This window comes from Krasilnikovia sp. MM14-A1259 (assembly GCF_047159535.1).
Taxonomy (GTDB): domain Bacteria; phylum Actinomycetota; class Actinomycetes; order Mycobacteriales; family Micromonosporaceae; genus Actinoplanes.
In genome coordinates this window covers 867087-885142 of record NZ_BAAGAJ010000002.1, presented here as the reverse complement: position 1 = coordinate 885142, position 18056 = coordinate 867087, and the positions used below count along the sequence as shown (strand labels likewise).

General features: G+C 74.3%; 14 protein-coding genes and 1 pseudogene. 8 read left to right on the top strand and 7 right to left on the bottom strand.

The features are described 5' to 3' along the window. Positions 1 to 29: 29 nt before the first annotated feature. Positions 30 to 704 carry a response regulator transcription factor gene (locus ACMCNK_RS03680; protein ID WP_412734964.1) on the bottom strand — a complete coding sequence of 225 codons (675 nt, stop codon included), beginning with the start codon at positions 702 to 704 and terminating at the stop codon, positions 30 to 32. Positions 705 to 809: 105 nt separating this feature from the next. On the opposite strand from ACMCNK_RS03680, the gene ACMCNK_RS03675 reads away from it, so the two are divergent. Both ACMCNK_RS03675 and ACMCNK_RS03670 read left to right on the top strand, forming a co-directional pair. Next, the gene (locus ACMCNK_RS03675) at positions 810 to 1934 is read left to right on the top strand and encodes a LolA family protein (protein ID WP_412734963.1); all 1125 of its coding nucleotides are present in this window, start codon (positions 810 to 812) and stop codon (positions 1932 to 1934) included. Positions 1935 to 2079: 145 nt separating this feature from the next. Next, on the top strand, positions 2080 to 2859 hold the full coding sequence (locus tag ACMCNK_RS03670; RefSeq protein WP_412734962.1) for a GntR family transcriptional regulator: 780 nt from the start codon (positions 2080 to 2082) through the stop codon (positions 2857 to 2859). Here the strand turns inward: ACMCNK_RS03670 and ACMCNK_RS03665 are convergent. Both ACMCNK_RS03665 and ACMCNK_RS03660 read right to left on the bottom strand, forming a co-directional pair. Next, positions 2850 to 3215: pseudogene (locus tag ACMCNK_RS03665) on the bottom strand (DUF6879 family protein); the annotation flags it as partial. The gene ACMCNK_RS03670 and the pseudogene ACMCNK_RS03665 overlap by 10 nt on opposite strands. An 18-nt stretch (positions 3216 to 3233) precedes the next feature. Beyond that, positions 3234 to 4523, bottom strand: coding sequence for a TolB family protein (locus tag ACMCNK_RS03660; RefSeq protein ID WP_412734961.1), 1290 nt, complete (start codon positions 4521 to 4523; stop codon positions 3234 to 3236). 255 nt (positions 4524 to 4778) lie between these two features. On the opposite strand from ACMCNK_RS03660, the gene ACMCNK_RS03655 reads away from it, so the two are divergent. The 3 genes from ACMCNK_RS03655 (at position 4779) to ACMCNK_RS03645 (ending at position 8263) form a co-directional block, all read left to right on the top strand. Next, entirely contained in the window at positions 4779 to 5354 is a 576-nt protein-coding gene (locus ACMCNK_RS03655) for a hypothetical protein (protein ID WP_412734960.1), read from the top strand. A gap of 151 nt (positions 5355 to 5505) precedes the next feature. Next, positions 5506 to 6801 carry a diguanylate cyclase domain-containing protein gene (locus ACMCNK_RS03650; RefSeq protein ID WP_412734959.1) on the top strand — a complete coding sequence of 432 codons (1296 nt, stop codon included), beginning with the start codon at positions 5506 to 5508 and terminating at the stop codon, positions 6799 to 6801. A gap of 97 nt (positions 6802 to 6898) precedes the next feature. Next, complete coding sequence (locus ACMCNK_RS03645) at positions 6899 to 8263, top strand: M1 family metallopeptidase (protein WP_412734958.1); 1365 nt, start codon at positions 6899 to 6901, stop codon at positions 8261 to 8263. Between the two features lie 49 nt (positions 8264 to 8312). Here ACMCNK_RS03645 and ACMCNK_RS03640 read toward each other — a convergent pair whose 3' ends face one another. The 3 genes from ACMCNK_RS03640 to ACMCNK_RS03630 all read right to left on the bottom strand — a co-directional run bounded on the left by ACMCNK_RS03640 (position 8313) and on the right by ACMCNK_RS03630 (position 10985). Next, positions 8313 to 9299 (bottom strand): NlpC/P60 family protein, encoded by a 987-nt coding sequence (locus ACMCNK_RS03640; protein ID WP_412734957.1) that lies wholly within the window; start codon positions 9297 to 9299, stop codon positions 8313 to 8315. 265 nt (positions 9300 to 9564) lie between these two features. Continuing rightward, on the bottom strand, positions 9565 to 10620 hold the full coding sequence (locus tag ACMCNK_RS03635) for a M56 family metallopeptidase (protein ID WP_412734956.1): 1056 nt from the start codon (positions 10618 to 10620) through the stop codon (positions 9565 to 9567). Then, positions 10617 to 10985, bottom strand: coding sequence for a BlaI/MecI/CopY family transcriptional regulator (locus ACMCNK_RS03630; protein ID WP_412734955.1), 369 nt, complete (start codon positions 10983 to 10985; stop codon positions 10617 to 10619). Before ACMCNK_RS03630 ends, ACMCNK_RS03635 begins: the two co-directional genes overlap by 4 nt. Before the next feature lie 75 nt (positions 10986 to 11060). Between ACMCNK_RS03630 and ACMCNK_RS03625 the strand changes: the two genes are divergently transcribed. The 3 genes from ACMCNK_RS03625 (at position 11061) to cydC (ending at position 17074) form a co-directional block, all read left to right on the top strand. After that, positions 11061 to 12443 carry a cytochrome ubiquinol oxidase subunit I gene (locus ACMCNK_RS03625; RefSeq protein WP_412734954.1) on the top strand — a complete coding sequence of 461 codons (1383 nt, stop codon included), beginning with the start codon at positions 11061 to 11063 and terminating at the stop codon, positions 12441 to 12443. A 9-nt stretch (positions 12444 to 12452) separates the two neighbouring features. After that, entirely contained in the window at positions 12453 to 13433 is a 981-nt protein-coding gene (gene cydB, locus ACMCNK_RS03620) for a cytochrome d ubiquinol oxidase subunit II (protein ID WP_412734953.1), read from the top strand. A gap of 140 nt (positions 13434 to 13573) precedes the next feature. Then, positions 13574 to 17074 (top strand): thiol reductant ABC exporter subunit CydC, encoded by a 3501-nt coding sequence (cydC, locus tag ACMCNK_RS03615; RefSeq protein WP_412734952.1) that lies wholly within the window; start codon positions 13574 to 13576, stop codon positions 17072 to 17074. Positions 17075 to 17107: 33 nt separating this feature from the next. On the opposite strand, the gene ACMCNK_RS03610 is transcribed toward cydC, so the two are convergent. Continuing rightward, positions 17108 to 18055: a glycosyltransferase family 9 protein gene (locus tag ACMCNK_RS03610; protein ID WP_412734951.1), complete on the bottom strand. Its 948-nt coding sequence runs from the start codon at positions 18053 to 18055 to the stop codon at positions 17108 to 17110. Between the last annotated feature and the right edge of the window lies 1 nt (position 18056).

Here is an 18056-nt window from a genome sequence, read left to right as displayed (position 1 = left end):
GGCTGAGCCCGCGCAGCCGGCGCACCCGGTCAGGCCCCGGACGGCGCGACGGCCACGAGCCGGTAGCCCGCGCCGCGGACGGTCTCCAGCCGCTCCCGGCCGATCTTGCGGCGCAGGTAGCCGACGTACACCTCGACCGCGTTCGGGGCGGTGTCGAGCGCGGCGTCCCAGACGTGGTCGAGCAGTTCGGTCTTGGACAGCACCTCGCCGGGGCGGCGCAGCAGGTACTGCAGCAGGGCGTACTCGCGGGCGGTCAGCGTGACCTCCTCGCCCGCCACGGTGACCCGCCGCACCGCCGGGTCCAGCTCGATGTCGCCGTGACGCAGCACCGTGGGGCGCTCGGGCACCCCGCGGCGCAGCAGGGCCCGCAGCCGGGCCAGCAGCACCACGTACGAAAAAGGCTTGGTGAGGTAGTCGTCGGCGCCGCAGTCGAGCCCGTCGGCCTGGTCGTACTCGCCGTCCTTGGCGCTGAGCATCAGTACGGGCAGCCAGTTGCGTTCCGTGCGGAGCTGCCGCACGACCCGGTAGCCGGACAGCCGCGGCAGCATCACGTCCAGGATCATCGCGTCGTAGCCGCCGTGCCGGGCCAGTTCCAGCCCGTCCTGGCCGTCGCCGGCCACGTCCACCGCGAAACCCTCCGCCTGCAGACCGCGCTGCAGCGCCGCGGCCAGCCGCGCCTCGTCCTCCACCACCAGCACCCGCACGCCACCACGATGGCACGCCGCCCGCACCCCTACGGGTTTTTCTCAGCGTGGTCACAGCGACCACGGCGCAGGATGGGTCGCAGGAGACTTCAGGAGGTGTAGGACGTGTCCGTTTTCGGATCAAGGCCGACGCTGCGCTGGCTCGTACCGTCGGCAGCCGCGGTGCTGGTGATCGGCGGTGGGGCGGCCGCGGGGACCATCGTCGCCAGCGCCGACCCGTCACTGCCGCAACGCAGCGCCGCGCAGCTGCTGGTGGACGTGCAGAACGCGCACGTCGACGGGCTGTCCGGCACGATCGTGCAGACCGCGGACTTGGGACTGCCCGCGATGCCGGGCCTCACCGCCGGCAGCACGGATCTGACCAAGCTGGTGACCGGCAGCAACACCGCCCGGGTCTGGTACGCCGGTGAGGACAGGATGCGGGTCGCCGCGCAGGGTGTGCTCGGCGAGACCGACGTCATCCGCAACGGCCGGGACGTGTGGCTGTGGCGCAGCCGGGACAACACCGCCACGCACGTGACCCTGCCGCGCGACGGCGACCAGAAGCCGAAGGCGCTGCCGTCCGGCGTGCCGTCGACCCCGCAGGAGGCCGCTGCCGCGGCCCTGGCCGCGATCGACCCGACCACTCAGGTCACCACGACCGGCGCCGCGAAGGTTGCCGGGCGCGACGCGTACGAGCTGGTGCTGGCGCCGCGTGACACCGCGTCGCTGGTGGGCCAGGTGCGGCTGGCGATCGACGCCAAGGTGCACATCCCGCTGCGCGTCGACGTGTACGCCAAGGACGCCACCGCCCCCGCGGTCCGGGTCGCGTTCCAGCAGATCAGCTTCACCGCGCCGGACGCGGAGCAGTTCACGTTCAACCCGCCCGCCGGGGCGAAGGTGGACACGGCCAAACCGCACGCCGACGCGGCGGCTCCGGGCAAGGTTCCGCCGGCCGGCGCCCCCCAGGGCCCGCCCGCGGGCGCCGAACCGAAGGTGGTCGGCACCGGCTGGACCTCGGTGTTCGTGGCGAAGCTGCCCGACGGCTGGCAGAAGCAGGCCGAGTCGGCGAAGCCCGGCGAGTCGGCCATGGTGGGCGCCGTGCTCGACAGCCTGCCGAAGGTGAGCGGCACGTGGGGCAGCGGACGGCTGCTGTCCAGCGCCCTGTTCAGCGCGCTGCTCACCGACGACGGCCGGGTCCTGGTCGGCGCGGTCGCGCCGGAACGGCTGTACCAGGCCGCCGCCGGCTGACCGGTACGCGAACGCGAGCGGCCCCGGGGTACTCGCCCCGGGGCCGCTCCCGTCTGCCCGCGTAGGGTGCTCGACGGGCCACCCGCACGGGCCGGCCCGCGACGTCGCGGCGCTTGCGGACCGCGCGCGGACGAGAGGGTGTCCAGTGCCGATCCCGCACGACAAGCGGGCCGAGGGCGCCGCGACGGAGCGGCGCACGCCGAAGTACCAGGCCATCGCGGCCGACCTGGCGGCCCGCATCCGCAGCGGTGCCCTGCCGCCCGGCTCCGCCCTGCCACCGCAGAAAGAACTCAGCACCAGCTACGGGGTCACCCTGGCCACGCTGCGGGAGGCGCTGCGCCGGCTGGAGGACGACGGGCTGCTCACCCAGCAGGCCGGGCGGGGCACGTACGTGGCGGAGCCGCGCGCGGCGTACCGGCTGGACTCGCTGCGCGGCCTGGCCGAGGACCTGCGCGCGCAAGGACAGGACGTGACCACGACCGTGCTCAGCCGCGCCTCGCGCCGCCCGGATCCCGCAGTGGCGCAACGGCTTGCGCTCGGCCCCGGACGGCGCGCGCTGCGGCTGGAACGGCTGCGCCTGCTCGGCGGGCGTCCCGCAGTGCATCAGGTGTCCTGGGTGCCGGACCCGCTCGGCGCCGCGCTGCGCGGCGCGGACCTGACCAGCCTGTACGCGGCGGTCGCGGCACACGGGGTGGTGGTGCACCGGGCGGCCGAGTCGATCCGCCCGGGGCTGCTCGACGAACCCACGGCGGCCCTGCTGGACCGCCCCGCCGGCATCCCGGTGTTCGTCTCGGAGCGGCTCACGTCGGGATTGGACGGCGGCCCGCTGGTGCTCGACCGGGCCACCATCCTGGGCACCGTCATGGAGATCCGCACCGAGCGCGCCGCGACCGGCCTGTCGATGCAGTGGACCCGTCAGGAATGAGGCATAACCCAGGCCGGCCGGTAGTCGGCGTGGTCGATGCCCATCGTCCACACCACCTCGAACGACTCTGCTGCGAACTCCAGTGAGTCATCACCCCCGGCCACGGTCCCGACGCGGGCACCGTGGCCGGAGAACAAGCTGAACAGCACCACGTCATCGACGAGCCAGAAGTCGTTGCCGGGCAGCCGCAACTCCGACGCACGGCCGCGGGGCAGCCAGCGAACCCGCTCGCCGGCCGCAATGTTGGCGTGCGGTGTCACGTCGTACTCGAACTGGACATATCGCGAAACAGGCTCGGACACCACACGGGCCCGCCGGAAGTCCACGCCACGCGCGACGACCGAGCCGACCGTCGCCCACCACGAGCGCGCCGGTCAGGCGGTCTTGCGTCGGAGGAACATCTGCAGCGGGAAGTGGTCGCCGTCGGTCTTGGTGATCGGCTCCTGGGCGGAGACGTAGACCACCGCGCGACCGTCCGCCGTGACCGTCACGTCGCGGCAGTCGCCCCAGTCGTCGAACGGCTTGACCGCGTTGCAGAGGACGGTGGCATCGCCGCTGCGCAGGTCGCGCCAGACCGAACTCGTCAGGCGGTGCGTGAGCGGCCCGCCGTACACCTCGGTCGTGTACGTCAGGGACTGGCCGTCCGCGCTGAAGGTCGGGTTCCAGCTCTCGTTGGTCCCGGCGGTGACCCGGGTGAGCGTCCCGCCGTCCAGATCGCGGACGAAGATGTCGCTCTTGGTGTCGGCGTCGCCGGGCACGAGCTGCGCGGAACGGGAGGCGAAGGCCACCTTGCGCCCGTCGCGGCTCAGGGCGATCCGGGATCGCCTGGCCGCGTAGTCGGCCGGGTTGTCGACCTGCTGGCCGGTGCTGGACAGGCTGGCGTTCACGGTGACGCCCGTGTCGAGATTGCGGACGAGGATGTCGGAGGTCTCGTCGTCGTTGGTGGCGACGCCGTCGCGGTCGGACACGAAGGCGACGGTCCGCCCGTCCCCGCTCATCCCGATGGCCACCTCGTCGGCCTGCATGTAGGCGGTCGGCACCGGTTCGCCGGAGACGCCGACGCTGGCGAGGGTCGTGGTTCCCGCGTCGAGGTCGCGGACGAACAGCTTCGGCCCCCAGAAGGTGATGCCGGGCACCATGTCCTGCGCGTACGACACAAACGCCACCCGCCGGCCGTCGGCGCTGATCACCGGACGGTGATCGGCGCCGCCGATGCCCGTCGGCGTGGTGGGGACGCTGACCCGTTCGGTCGTGCCGGCAACCACGTCGCGGACGAAGATGTCGCTGTAGTCGTTGGTGTCGCCGGCGACGAGATTCGACGCGCCGGACTGGAACGCCACGTAGCGCCCGTCGGCGCTGATCGACGGCTGCCCGCTGTACGCGTTGCCCTGAACACCGTCGGGGCCGACGCTGGCGAGGGTCGTGGTGCCTGCCACGGTGTCGCGAACGAACACGTCGTAGTGGTCGTTCGTGTCACCGGGCACCAGGTTCGTGGCCCAGGCCTGGAACGCCACGTAGCGCCCGTCCGCGCTGACCGACGGGAAGTCGACGTCCCGGTTCGCCATCGCGCCTTGAGTGGAGACGCTCACCAGCGTGGCGGCCGGCGGGGCCGCCTGCGCCGCTGGCGCCGGTGCGGCCAGCCCGGTCATGGCGGCAGTCAGCATGCCACAGCTCAGTATCTTCCCGCGGTTCATCGATCTCCATCCCCGAAGACGTCCGGTGTGCGGCCGTATCGTGTACCGCCGCTCTGTGGGTTTGCTTTGGGTTCGGCGCGCGCTCGTGCGTTCCTGCCGCTCAGCCGTACCCGACGCACGGGCTTCGCACCATGTGAATCCTTTGTTGAGGGTTGTCTGTTTCTCCCGCTCCGGCCCGGGGATTTGGCCGCGTGACGACGTACTTCGATCGGAAGGACCACGCTCATGCGCATCCGGACTGTCCACAGTGCCCTGCTCGCGGCCATCGTGGTGGTGGCCGGCACGGCCCTCACCGCGGCCCCTGCCGCGGCCGCCCCGGCACCCGCCGCGGCGATGGCGACCTCCGACGCCGGCACCCTGACCTCCGCCGTCGACGGCACCTTCACCGACGCCGCGGGCCAGCCGGGCACGGTCGCCGGCACTTTCACCCCGAGCGGGTTCGCCGTGCAGGACGGCCGGTTGACCGCGACCGGCACCCTGCACGCGATCCTCACGGACGCCACGGGCGTCACCCGGACGGCAGACTCCGTGGCCACGATCCCCGTCCAGGTGCCCTCCGGCGCGCTCGCGGCGGTCGCCTGCCCGATCCTGCATCTGGAACTCGGCCCGCTGGACCTCAATCTGCTCGGCCTGGTCGTGCACCTCAACCGGGTCGTGCTCGACATCACCGCGCATCCCGGCCCAGGCGACCTGCTCGGCAACCTGCTGTGCGCCGTCGCGGGCCTGCTGAACGGGCCGAACCCGCCGCTGAGCCAGATCGCCGGCCTGCTCAACCAGGTGCTGGCCATCCTCGGCCTCTAGGGCGGCACACCGCGGGTGGCGGCCGGCGATCACGCCGGCCGCCACCACCGCGGTCCTCACTTTTCCTCCAGACCGGCCCGCCCGCGGCCGATGGGAAGACACCGCGTGGTGACAGCGCGGCCGGAGGAATGGGGTCAGGGAGCACGCCACGATGCATCGGTACGGGGTGAGCGCGTTGCGCCGCAGCCGCGCAGGCGCGGAGCTGGTTGTTTGGTGGGCGCAGGCGGCACTGCCGGTCGCCGTGGTCACCGCTGCCATGTATCTCACCGGCTGGGGGGCGGCGCTGGCCGTGCTCCAGCTGCCCATGATCGCTCTGGTGGTGCACCGCTGCGGCGGCCGCGCCTGGCCGCCCGCGGCCGTGGCGGGCGCCTCGATGCTGGCTCTCGGCGAGGCGGGCGTCGCCGCCGGGGTGCTCCCCGACGGCCTGCCGCAACCGCACGGGCACGTCCTGGCCGGGCTCGTGGCGCTCGCGATGGTTTCGACCGCCTGGGTGCTGGGCGCCGCCGCCACCGGCCGGGAGCGCGCCGAGCACACGGCACGCATGTCCGGCCGCCGGTACGAGGCCCTGCTGCGCGACGGCGCCGACCTGGTGCTGCTCACCGACGGGCGCGGCGAGGTCGGGTACGCCGCCCCGTCCGCCGCACGCGTGCTCGGGGTGGAGCCGTCGGTACTGCTCGGCGCCGGGCTGCGCGAACGCATCCACCCGCAGGACCGGACGCTGGCCTCCCAGCTGCGCGCCCGGCTGCGCACCGAGCCCGCCGCCGCCGGGGAACACACGACCGAGCTCCGCGTACGCCACCACAGCGGGGACTGGCGCTGGTACGAGCTGGCCGGGCGCAATCTGCTCGCCGACCCGGCCGTGGGCGCTCTGCTGATCCGGATGCGCGACGTCACCGCGCAGCGTGCCATGCGCGCCCGGGTCGCCGAGGCCGCCGGGCGTGACCCGGTGACCGGGCTTGCCATGTCCGCGACGCTGGAACGTGACGTGGACCGGGCGCTGCGCCACGGCACCCGCTACCAGCACCCGGTGGGTGTGCTCGTGGTGAACCTGGACGGGCTGGCCTCACTCGCCGACTCCGGTGGCACCGAAGCCGTGAACGCGCTGCTCGGCGAGGTCGCCGAGGTGCTTCGGCGCAGCATCCGGGACACCGACGTCGCCGCCCGGCTCGACGACACACGGTTCGGGGTGCTGCTGGGCCGGGTGGAGGGCGCCGAGAAGGCGCGCCGGGTGGCCGCCCGGATTCTGCGCGGGATCACCGCGCGGGCCGCGGCCGGGGCCCGGTTCGAGGTGGCGTCCAGCATCGGCCTGGCGCTGTCCCACCCGGGCGGTACGGACGCGCAGACGCTGATGCAGCACGCGGACACGGCGATGCACCGGGCCCGGCGACGTGGCCGGAACCGCTGCGAGGTGTACATCGAGCAGGAGACAATCGCACCCTGGAACTGACGGCGCCACGGCAAGGGCTTCCCCCGTTGCCCGGGCGCTCGCCAGGCAACCATGCTGATCGATGACCCGGACCACCCATCGATCCCGAGGACGCCAGATGCGAATCAGACTCCTTGCCGGCGCGGCCCTGCTGGCCGCGGGGCTCGCCGTACCGGCGGCGCCCGCCGGTGCCGCGCCCGTCCAGTCCTTGCCCTCCGCCACCACCGATGCCACCCGGACTCCGGGCGGCGCGGCCTACACGGTCTCGCTGACCAGCGACACGACCGGGCACACGTGGACCGGCCACCAGAGCATCACGTTCCGCAACCTGTCCGCCGTCGCCCTGAGCGAGGTCTACCTGCGGCTCTGGGACAACTACCACGGCAACTGCCCCACCACCCCGATCACGGTCAGCAATGTCACCGGAGGGACGCCCGGCGCGCTGGAGGTGGGCTGCACCGCCCTGAAGATCACCCTGCCGGCCCCGCTGGCGCAGGGCGGCAACGGCAGCATCGGCTTCGACCTGAGCATTGCGGTGCCCTCCGGCGTCGACCGGTTCGGCTACGACGGCAACTACACGTTCCTGGGCAACGCGCTGCCGGTGCTCGCGGTGCGCGACGCAGCCGGGTGGCACCTCGACCCGTACACCAACAACGGCGAGTCGTTCTACGCCCTGGCCAGCGACTACGACGTGACCCTCGATCACCCGAACGGGCTGCTCGTACCGGCGACCGGCACGTCGACCGACACGCCGGGGGCGTCCGGCCGCACGGTCACCCGGGCGGTCGGCAGTCAGGTCCGCGAGTTCGCGTGGGCGTCCGGGGCGTTCAAGAAGACCTCCGGCACCACCGCCGCCGGGGTCAAGGTCAACGTGTACTCGGTGAGCTCCATCAGCACCCGCAGCGCCACCTCGATGCTGAACACCGCCACGGCGGCGCTGGACGCGCACGCCGCACGGTTCGGCGCCTACCCGTACGGGGAGGCGGACGTGGTCCTGGACAACGGGTTCTGGTTCGGCGGGATGGAGTACCCCGGCTTCGTGCTGGACCTGGTCAGCTCGACCGCGCTCGCGCACGAGCTGGCCCACCAGTGGTTCTACGGCATCGTCGGCGACGACGAGTACGCGTCGCCGTGGCTCGACGAGGGCTTCACGGACTACGCCACGGACCTGTACTTCAACAAGTCCGGCACGGGCTGCGGCATCACCTGGCAGTCGGCCGCGGAGAAACTGACCAACTCGATGGCGTACTGGGATGCGCACTCCAACCGGTATTCGACCGTGGTGTACGGCTACGGCAAGTGCACGCTGCACGACCTGCGCCGGCTCATCGGCACCACCGCGATGGACAACCTGCTCCGGTCGTACGCCGCCAGCCACTGGTACGGCATCTCCACGGTCGCCGACTTCAAGGCCGCCGCCCAGGCCGCCGCGGGCTCCACCGACCTGACATCGTTCTGGGCCACGCACCGCGTCGAGGGCTGAGCAACAGGGGCGGGCCGCCGACGTACGGTCGGCGGCCCGGTTCGGTGGATCAGCCCGGGCGGCGGTAGCCGGCGATGGGGCCGCGGTCGATCGGGGTCATCCGGACGAAGTCGCCGGTGTGCGGTGCCTGCACGACCGTCCCGCCGCCGACATAGATGGCCATGTGGTGCAGGTCGCTGTAGTAGAACACCAGGTCGCCGGGTTGCAGGTCGGCCTTGCTGACCGGCCGTCCCTCGTTCCACTGGTCCTTGGTGTAGTGCTCCAGGTGCACGCCGACCGACGCCCAGGCGTCCTTGGTGACCCCGGAACAGTCGTAGGTCCGCGGCCCGTCGGTGCCGAACACGTACGGCTTGCCGATCAGGGCGCAGGCGCGCTGGGCGGCCCGGCCGCCCTTGTCGTTGGTGTACGTGACCGGGCACGGCCCGGTGCGCAGCGGCCCGTCGTTCTCGCCCGCTGAGCCGTACGCCGCGAGGCGCAGCTTCTGCAGGTCGTTGATCTTCGACTCGATCGTCTTCTTCTTGCCCACGAGGTCCGCGTCGCGGGCCGCCACGGACTGCGTGAGCACGTCCAGGTCCTGCTTGTCCTTGGCGTACTTGTCGCGCAGCTTCGCGACGTCGGCCACCGACTCCTCCTGGTGGCGCGCGAGCTGGTCGATGTACGTGAGCTTGTCGGTCAGCCCGGTCGGTGAGCCGCTGACGACCATCGCGCTGAGCGCGTTCGGCGCGCCCTGCATGTACGCGTCGGCGGCCATGTTGCCGACCTCGGACATCGCCAGGTCGACCTGGAGCTGCAGCGGGGTGAGCCGGTCGGTGATCACCTTGAGCTGCTGGCGGTTCTGCAGCAGCTGGGAGTGCACGTGGTTGTACTGCTCGATGACCGGTTCCAGCTCGTTCCACTGCTTGTCGATCTGGGCCTCGACGCTGGAGGGCGACGGCGCGGCGACCGCGACGGACGGACCGGTGAACACGATGCCCAGCGCGACGATCGCGCAGAGCAGGCGGTGCAGCGCGGCGCGAGGCGCCTGAACCCGGATCACGGCGGTGCGTCGTCCTCTCTCCTGCAGCCGCCGACCGTGTGCGCCGAGGGGGCGGGCGGGAGTTGCCCGGCCACGGAGAGTGTCCGTGGAGCGACCCATCCGGCTCGTGTGCACGATCAGGCGGTGGCTCGCCAGATCGCCCGGTGGGCGATGGGGGGCTGCCGAGCCGGGGACCACCGTACTCCCGAAGATTGCGTCACTGAAGTGGGAGGTATCGGTAAAACTCAACGCATAACGGTGATGACGCTGCGTTATTTAAGGAGATCTAAAGGGGCCACGCCGCGAGAGCCTGCCCGAGCCACGGCAACACCAGGATCACTGTGGGTAGTACCAGCAGGCAGAGCGCGGCCACCAGCACCAGCGCGGTCAGCGGCACAGGCCGCGGAAATCGTGCGGCGAGCCGGTCCAGACGCCGGCGGCATTCGGCATCGGTAATGACGAACCTCCCGGGCCCGCCCGGGCCCTCCCCTGCGCCGGGCCCAACGGCCGCGCCGCCCAGCCCCGCCGCGCCGCCCAGCCACACCGCGCCGCCCGGCCCCGCCGCGCCACCCAGCCCCGCCGCGCCCGCCTGCCCGGCGGCCGCGGCCTGCCCGGCAGCGTCCGTGGGTGGGGCCGCTTCGGCCAGCCGGGCCAGCGCGGCGCGCAGCGGCGCGGCGCCGCACCGGCGGCGAGCGGCGTCGTCCGCGACCATCTCCAGCAACAGATGTACGGCATCCAGCGGCGCCCGGCTGCGAAGCGGCCCCGGCACCGCCCGGTAGAACGCGGTGAACGACTCCAGCACCAGATCGTGGCGGTGCCGCAGGTGGGCCTGCTCGTGCGCCAGCACCGCGGCCATCTCCGGCGCACCGAGCACCTTGAGTGCGCCGCCGCTGACCACGACCCGCGGCGAGCGCCCCGGCACGCAGTACGCGAACGGCAGCTCCCCGTCGAGCACCCGCAGCCCGCGCACCCCCAGATCGCCGTGCTGTTCCGCGCGGTCGAGCAGGTCCACCAGCAGCCGGTGGCGCGCCCGGCGGGCCCGCGAGCGGTACATCACCCCGGCGAGCGAGCCGAGCAGCCGCAGCACGATCGACGCCGCGACCGCGAGCGCCCCGACGAGGGCGACCGCCGCCGCCAGCCGCCCGGAGCCGAACGCGCGGACCATCTCCTCGGGCGCGGCGAGCACCACGCCCAGCGCGGAGAGCACCGCGGCGAGCGTGATCGCCTGCCACAACGCGACCGCGGCCGCGGGGGCACGCTCGGGCCAGCGCGCGGCGGCGAGCAGGCCGGGGATCACCAGCGACAGGGTCAGACCCAGCGCGCCGAGCAGCAGGGCGGTCAATCGGCCGCCGACCGCCGGGCCGCCTCCAGCGCGGCGGTGAGCCGGGCCGGGGCGAGACGGCCGAGGAAATGGGCCAGCGCGGCGTCGCGGGCGGCGCCGTCCGGAGCGGCGCTCAGCGCGTCCAGCATGACGGCCGCGGTCATCTCCTCGCGGGTCTGCGCGGGCGCGTACCGGTAGGCGCGGTCGGCGCGCTGCTGGCGCACCACGCCCTTCTTGGCGAGCCGGTCCAGCACGGTCATCACGGTCGTGTACGCCAGGTCGCGCTCGCGGCTGAGCCGCTCGTGAACCTGTCGGACGGTCAGCGGCTCGCCCGCGTCCCACAACTGCGTCATGACCTCGCGTTCGAGGTCGCCCAGCCCGGCCATGTGAGGCAGTCTACTCGCCGCGTCGTACTACACCTCGTAGTATCTACTACGCTTCGTCGTAGAGGGGGATCTGGCGTGGACGTGCTCGACCTGACCCGGCTGCAGTTCGCGGTCGTGACGATCTACCACTATCTGTTCGTACCGTTGTCGATCAGCCTCGCCGCCACCGCCGCCGGCCTGGAACTCGCCTGGCTGCGCACCCGCGCCGACAAGTATCGGCAGCTGACCCGGTTCGTCGGCGGGCTGCTGATCGTCACGTTCGCGGTCGGCGTGGTCACCGGGCTGGTCCAGGAATTCCAGTTCGGACTGGGCTGGAGCGCATTCGCCCGCTTCTACGGCGACGTCTTCGGGCCCACCCTCGCGATCGAGGGCATGCTCGCGTTCTTCCTGGAAGCCACGTTCCTCGCGCTGTGGTACTTCGGCTGGGATCGGCTGCCCCGCGCCGCGCACGCCGCCACCATCGTGGTCGTGGCCGCCGGGACGGTGCTGTCGGCGTTCATCATCCTGGCCGGCAACTCGTTCCTGCAGAACCCGGTCGCGTACGCGCTCGACCCCGCCACCGGACGGGCCCGGCTCTCCAGCTTCACCGCACTGCTGGGCAACGAGGTCAACCTGGCCGCGTTCCCGCACACCCTCGCCGGGGCCGCGATGGCCGGGGGCGCGCTGCTGCTGGCCATCGGCGCCTGGCGGGTCCGGGCCGGCGCGGAGGCCGCCTTCGGTACGCTCGCGCGCCTCGGCGCCTGGATGACCGCGGTGGGCGGGGCACTCACCGCGCTCACCGGCGACCACCTCGGCAAGGTGATCACCGGCGTGCAGCCGATGAAGATGGCCGCCGCCGAGGCCCTGTACTCCACCACCACCGGCGCGCCGTTCTCCGTGTTCGCGCTCGGCGGCGGCGGCGACGGGCGGCCGTTCTTCAGCATCGAGGTGCCGTACCTGCTGTCCATCCTGGCCAAGGGCTCCCCCGGGGCCACGGTGTCCGGCATCGACGACCTGCAGGCGCAGTACGCGGCCCAGTTCGGCCCCGGCAGCTACGTGCCGATGGTGCCGGTGGCGTTCTGGAGTTTCCGGCTGATGATCGGGGCGGGGATGCTCGCCGCCGCGCTGGCCGCCGCGTACCTGTGGACCGGGCGGCGCGGACGCACCCCGCACCGGCTGCTGCTGCGCGCCCTGCCGGTGATCCCCCTGCTGCCCGCCGCCGCCAACACCTTCGGGTGGATCTTCACCGAGACCGCACGGCAGCCGTGGCTGGCGTTCGGCATCAGCAAGGTCGCCGACGGGCTGTCACCCGGACTGACCCGGGCCGAGGTGCTGGCCTCCCTGCTCGGCTTCACCGCCGTGTACGGCGTGCTCGCAGTCGTCTGGCTGCGCCTCGTCCGCCGCCTCGCACGGCGGCCCCTCGACGCCACGCCCGCCCAGGCCGACGCCTCGGCCCTCGAACTCGCACCGGTCTACTGAGGAGCGTTGATGGTCACGTTCTGGTTCGCGCTGGTCGTCCTCTGCTGGATGCTGTTCTTCGTCCTGGAGGGATTCGACTTCGGCGTCGGCCTGCTCGCGGTGTTCCTCGGACGCGACGACCACGAGCGGGCCGCGGCGATCCGCACCATCGGCCCGTTCTGGGACGGCAACGAGGTGTGGCTGGTCGCCGCGATCGGGGTGACGTTCGCCGCGTTCCCCGACTGGTACGCCGCCCTGCTCTCCGGCCTGTACCTGCCCATGGTGGGACTGCTGCTGCTGCTCGCGATCCGTGGGGTGGCACTGGAGTTTCGCGGCAAGCACGACAGCACACGCTGGCGGCGCGGCTGCGACACCGCCCTGGCAGCCGGCTCCGCCGGGATCGCCCTGCTGTGGGGCGCAATCCTGGCCGTACTCGTGCATGGCCTCGCGCTCGGCCCCGGCCGTGAGGTCACCGGAACCGGGTTGTCCCGCACGCTCGGCCCGCTGCTGACCCCCGCCGCGGCGGGGGGCGCGGCGGCCGGGCTGGGCGCGGCGGTCCTGCTCGGCGCGACGTTCCTCGCGCTGCGCACCACCGGCCCCGTGCGACAGCGTGCCCGGCGGGTCGCCGTCACCACGGCCGCGCTGCTCGGCACGGGCCTGGTCGCCGTCGGCGCGGCCACCGAGGCGCGTGGCATGCTCGCCGCGGCCGTGCTGTGCCTGGGCGTCGCCCTGCTGGCCCGCAACGGGCGCGAGGTGGCGGCGTTCACCGGTGCGGCGCTCGGCGTCGCCGGTGCGGTGGTCGCCGTGTTCACCGTCCACGGAGACGTACTGCTGCGCAGCACGCTGAGCCCCGCGTGGTCGCTGACCCGTACCGACGCCGCGGCCACCGGGTCCACGCTGCGGCTGCTCACCATGGCCGGGGTCGTCATCCTGCCGGGGGTGCTGGCGTACCAGGCGTTCTCGTACTGGGTGTTCCGGCGCCGTGTGGCCAGCGAGCGGATCCCGTCGTGACCCGATCCCCCGCCCGCGGGCCCGCTCCCGCGGCGGTGACGTCCGTGTTGTCCGCCCCGGCTCCGACCGCGCCGTCGCCCGCGAGCCCGGGATCCACCACGATGCCCGCGCGATCGACCGCGAGCCCGGGATCCACCACGATGCCCGCGCGATCGACCGCGAGCCCGGCGCCTGCGGCGATGACCGCAGCGTCGTCCACAAGCCCGGCGCCGGCCTCCGCGCACGCCCCTGCCGGGGTGCACACCCGGCGCGGGCCACTGGATCCGCGGCTGCTGCGGCACGCGCGGGCCAGCCGGACCCCGATCGCGGTGCTCACGGCGATCGGCGCGGGGCAGGCCGCCGCGACGCTGCTGCTCGCGGTCGGGCTCGCCCGGGTGGTCGCGGCAGGACCGGATCGCGGCGCGGTGGCGCTGCTGGCCGCCGCGTACGCGGCCCGGGCCGCGCTCGCCTGGGCCGAGCAGGTCGTCGCCCAGCGCGCCGCCGCCCGCGTCACCGACGAGCTGCGCCGTACCGTGCTCGGCGCCGCCCTGCGCCGCGGCCCGGCCTGGTCCGCCCGGTACGGCGCCGGCCGCCTCACCGCCGTGCTCACGACCGGCCTGGACACGCTGCGGCCGTGGTTCAGCGGATACCTGCCGGCGCTCGTCCTCAGCGTCCTGCTGCCCCCGCTGGTCATCGTCGCGATGGGCATCGTGGACCCGTCCTCGGCGCTGATCGCGCTCGCCACGCTGCCACTGGTCCCCGTGCTCGGCGCCCTGATCGGGTGGGCCACACAGGCCCGTGCGCGGCAACGCTGGGCCGCCGACTCCCGCCTGGCGGGCCACTTCCTGGACGTGGTGCAGGGCCTGGCCACGCTGCGCGTCCACGGGCGGGCCGAACGGCAGGTCCCGGTCGTCGCCGCGATGACCGAACGCCACCGTACGGCCACCATGCGGGTGTTGCGGGTCGCGTTCCTCTCCTCGACCGCACTGGACCTGGTGGGCACGCTGTCCGTGGGGCTGATCGCCGTGACGGTCGGGCTGCGGGTGGCGGCCGGGCACCTCGGCCTGGGCCCTGCTCTGCTGGTCATCCTGCTGGCGCCGGAGGCGTACCGGCCGCTGCGGGAGGTCGCGGCGCGTTTCCACGCCAGCAGTGACGCCGCCGCGGTGATCGCGGACGTGGACGACGTGGTCAACGGGGCCCCCGCCGCGCCGCCGGACGCGCCGCCACGGTCCACCGTTCCCGGGGTCACCGCCGTGGGGCTGCGGGTCCACCACCCCGGCGCCGCGGCCGACGCGCTGACCCTGCCGCGGCTGGCGGTGGCGGCGGGCGAGTTCGTGGCACTGCGCGGGGTGTCCGGCGCGGGCAAGACCACCGCCCTGCGCGTACTGGCGGGGCTGCAGGCGGCCGGCTCGGGCGAGGTGACCGTGACCGGGCCACGCCCGCTCTACCTGCCGCAGCGGCCGATGCTGCCGCACGCCCGAATCGTCGCCGACGTGTTCGCGCTCGCCGCGGCGCCCGGCCCCGCGCCCGGCCCGGAACGGATGCGGGACGCGTTGCACGCCGTCGGCCTGGACCGCGAACTCGACCCCGGCACCGCGCTGGGCGAGCATGGCGGCGGGGTGTCGGCCGGGCAGCGGCAACGCCTCGCCCTGGCCGCGCTGCTGCAGCAGGCGCGCCGGGAGCCGGTGACCCTGCTGCTCGACGAGCCGACCGCCCACCTGGACCCGGCCGCGGAACGCCTCGTCGTCGCGGAGCTCCGTGCCGCCGCGCGGCGCGGCTGCGCGGTGCTCGCGGTTGCGCACCGGCCCGCACTGCTGGCCGCGGCGGACCGCACCGTCGAGGTCACCACACCACGGGCCGCCGCTGAGGCCGGCGCCGAGGTGGCCGCTGCCGAGCCCGTCCGGGCCGGCACACTCGGCCGGACACTCGACGGACGCCGGAGCTCCGCGCGGCGCGGGCCGCTGATCGCGGTGCTGCTCGGGGCGGCGTCGTGGCTCGCCGGGATCACGCTGACCGGCGCCGCCGCGTGGCTGCTCGTCCGGGCGTCCACCCGGCCGCCGGTGCTGACCCTGTCCGCCGCGGTCGTCACGGTCCGCGCGGCGGCGCTCGCCCGTCCACTGCTGCGCTACGTGGAGCGGCTGGTCTCCCACGACGTCGCGTTCGCCCGGCTGGGCACCTGGCGGTCCCGGGTCTACGCCGACCTGATCCCACGGGTGCCGGGCCCTGATCTGCACCGCCGGGGCGACCTGCTGACTCGCGTGGTCGAGGACGTCGACGCCCGCGTCGACGGTCTGCTGCGTGGCCGGTTGCCGCGCGCCGCCGCTCTGCTGGCCCTCGGTGCCGGCGGTGTCGCGGCGGCAGCTCTGCACCCCGTGGTGCTGCCGGCGCTGGCCGCCGGGTTCGCTCTGGCCGCGGTTGCGGCACCCGCGCTGGCCGGGCGCCGGGCCGCCCGCCTGGACGCGGCGACCGGACGGGCCCGGGCCGAACTGCGCGACGCGATCGTGGAGTCGGTCGACGCACTAGAGGAGCTCGCCGCCCACGACCCGCGCGTCGCGCTGGCCGTCCCGCACCGGCGCAGCCGCACCCTGTCCACCCTGGAGGCCGCGGCGGCGCGCAGCGCGGGCGGGGCCGCGGCGCTGGCACACCTCGGCTGGGGACTGGCCGTGGTCGGCTCCGCGGTCGCACTGGCGGCGGTCCCCGGTGTCGCACCCGAATGGGCCGCGGTGCTGCTGCTGGCCGTGGTGGCACTGAACGAGCCCGCCGCAGCGCTGCCGGATGCGGCCGTGGCCCGCCGCCACGCCGCCGGGGCCCACGCCCGGCTGACCGAACTCACCACCGGGCCCCCGGGCGGGCAGCCACACCACGAAGCCGGGGACACGGGCGGGCGCCCACCAAACGTGACCGGGGGCGCCGCCCCGTCACCGTCGCTCCACCACGTCGCCGGGAGCCCGGCTGCCCGCCCGCAACCCGCGGCGGACGGTCCCGCGTCCGGAGGCGGCGCGGCTCTCACCGTGCGCGGCGTCGTCGCGGGCTGGCGCCCCGGTGACCCACCCGCGCTGCGCGGCGTCGATCTCGATCTGCCGGCGGGCGGACGGATCGCCGTACGGGGCGCCTCCGGAAGCGGGAAGTCCACGCTGGCCGCCGTACTGGCGCGGCTGCTGGTGCCGCGCGCCGGGACGGTCCGCATCGACGGCACGGAGCTGCGTGACCTGCCCGACGAGGCCGTCCGCCGGACGATCGCGCTGGTCAGCGACGACACCGGCCACGTCTTCGCCTCCACCGTACGGGAGAACCTGCGCCTGGCCCGTCCCGCCGCCACCGACGACGAGTTGCGGGCCGCGCTGGCCCGGGTCGGCCTCGGCGACTGGCTGACCGGGCTCCCCTACGGGCTGGGCACCTGGCTCGGCACCGGCGGCACCACGATGTCCGGCGGTCAGCGGCGCCGCCTGGCGACCGCCCGGGCGCTGCTGGCCCGCCCGCGCGTACTCGTCCTCGACGAGCCGACGGAGGGCCTGGCCGAAGGTGAGGCCGAGCAGTTGCTGGCCGACCTGCTGTCGGCGTCGTCCGGGCTGTCCGTGCTGCTGTTCACGCACCGCCGCGAGGGCCTGGACGCGGTCGACGCGGTGTACGACCTGGCCGAGGGCCGCCTGCGGGCGGGCTGACCGGCCACGGCGACCGCCACCGCCGGCCGACGGTCACGGGGCGGCGAGCGGGTGCCGGGCCCGTTCCGCCTCGGCCGCGGCGGCCAGCACCTCGTCGGGCCGTACGGCCAGCAGCGCGGGGTGCACCGCCGGTCCCGAGGTGTCGCCGTGCGCCTCACGGCCGCCGCGCCAGATCGCCCGGTGGTACGCCCGCCCCGGCGGTGGCCCCCACCGCCCGGGCGGCACCGGGCCGAACAACACCACCGACGGGATCCGGTACGCCGTGGCCAGGTGCGCGATGCCGGTGTCGCCGCTGATCACCAGGCGGGCATGGGCGACCAGTGCCGCCAGTGCGGCCAGCCCCGTGCGGCCCGCGAGGACCGTGGAGGCGGGAAGTCCGGCGCCGCGGGCCACCCGTACCGCAAGGCCGGTCTCCGTGGCCGAACCGGTGACGACCACATGGTGTCCGGCCACGGCGAGCGCCCGGGCGACGGCCGCGAAGCGGTCCGGCGGCCAGCGGCGACCGGAGGCCCGCGCCCCCGGGTGGATGATCGTGACGCCGCGCGGCGCGGGCGTGTCCGGGACGGCCAGGGCGAGGTCGTCCACGTCGACCGGCACCCCGTAGTGGTGCAGCAGCCGGCACCAGCGGTGCGTGTCGTGTTCGTCGTCGCTCCAGTTCGGCCCGTCCAGGTGCGCCGCCTCCGGGTTGGCGAACGCCCACAGCTTCGCCGGCCGCACCCCAGCGAGCAGGCGGTGCGATTCGGGTCCGCAGCCGTGCAGGTTGATGGCGAGCTCGGGCGCCTCGCCCGTCCACCGCTTCGGCGCCAGAGCGGCCGCCGGCAGCACCCGGTCGATGCCGCCGACCAGGTCGACCAGCGGGTTCAGCCAGGCGGGCACGGCCAGCGTCAGATTCCGGGCCGCGCAGGCGGCCCGGACGGCACGCAACGCGGGCACGGCGGTGGCGAGGTCGCCGACGCCGGGGGCGCACAGGGCGAGGATCACG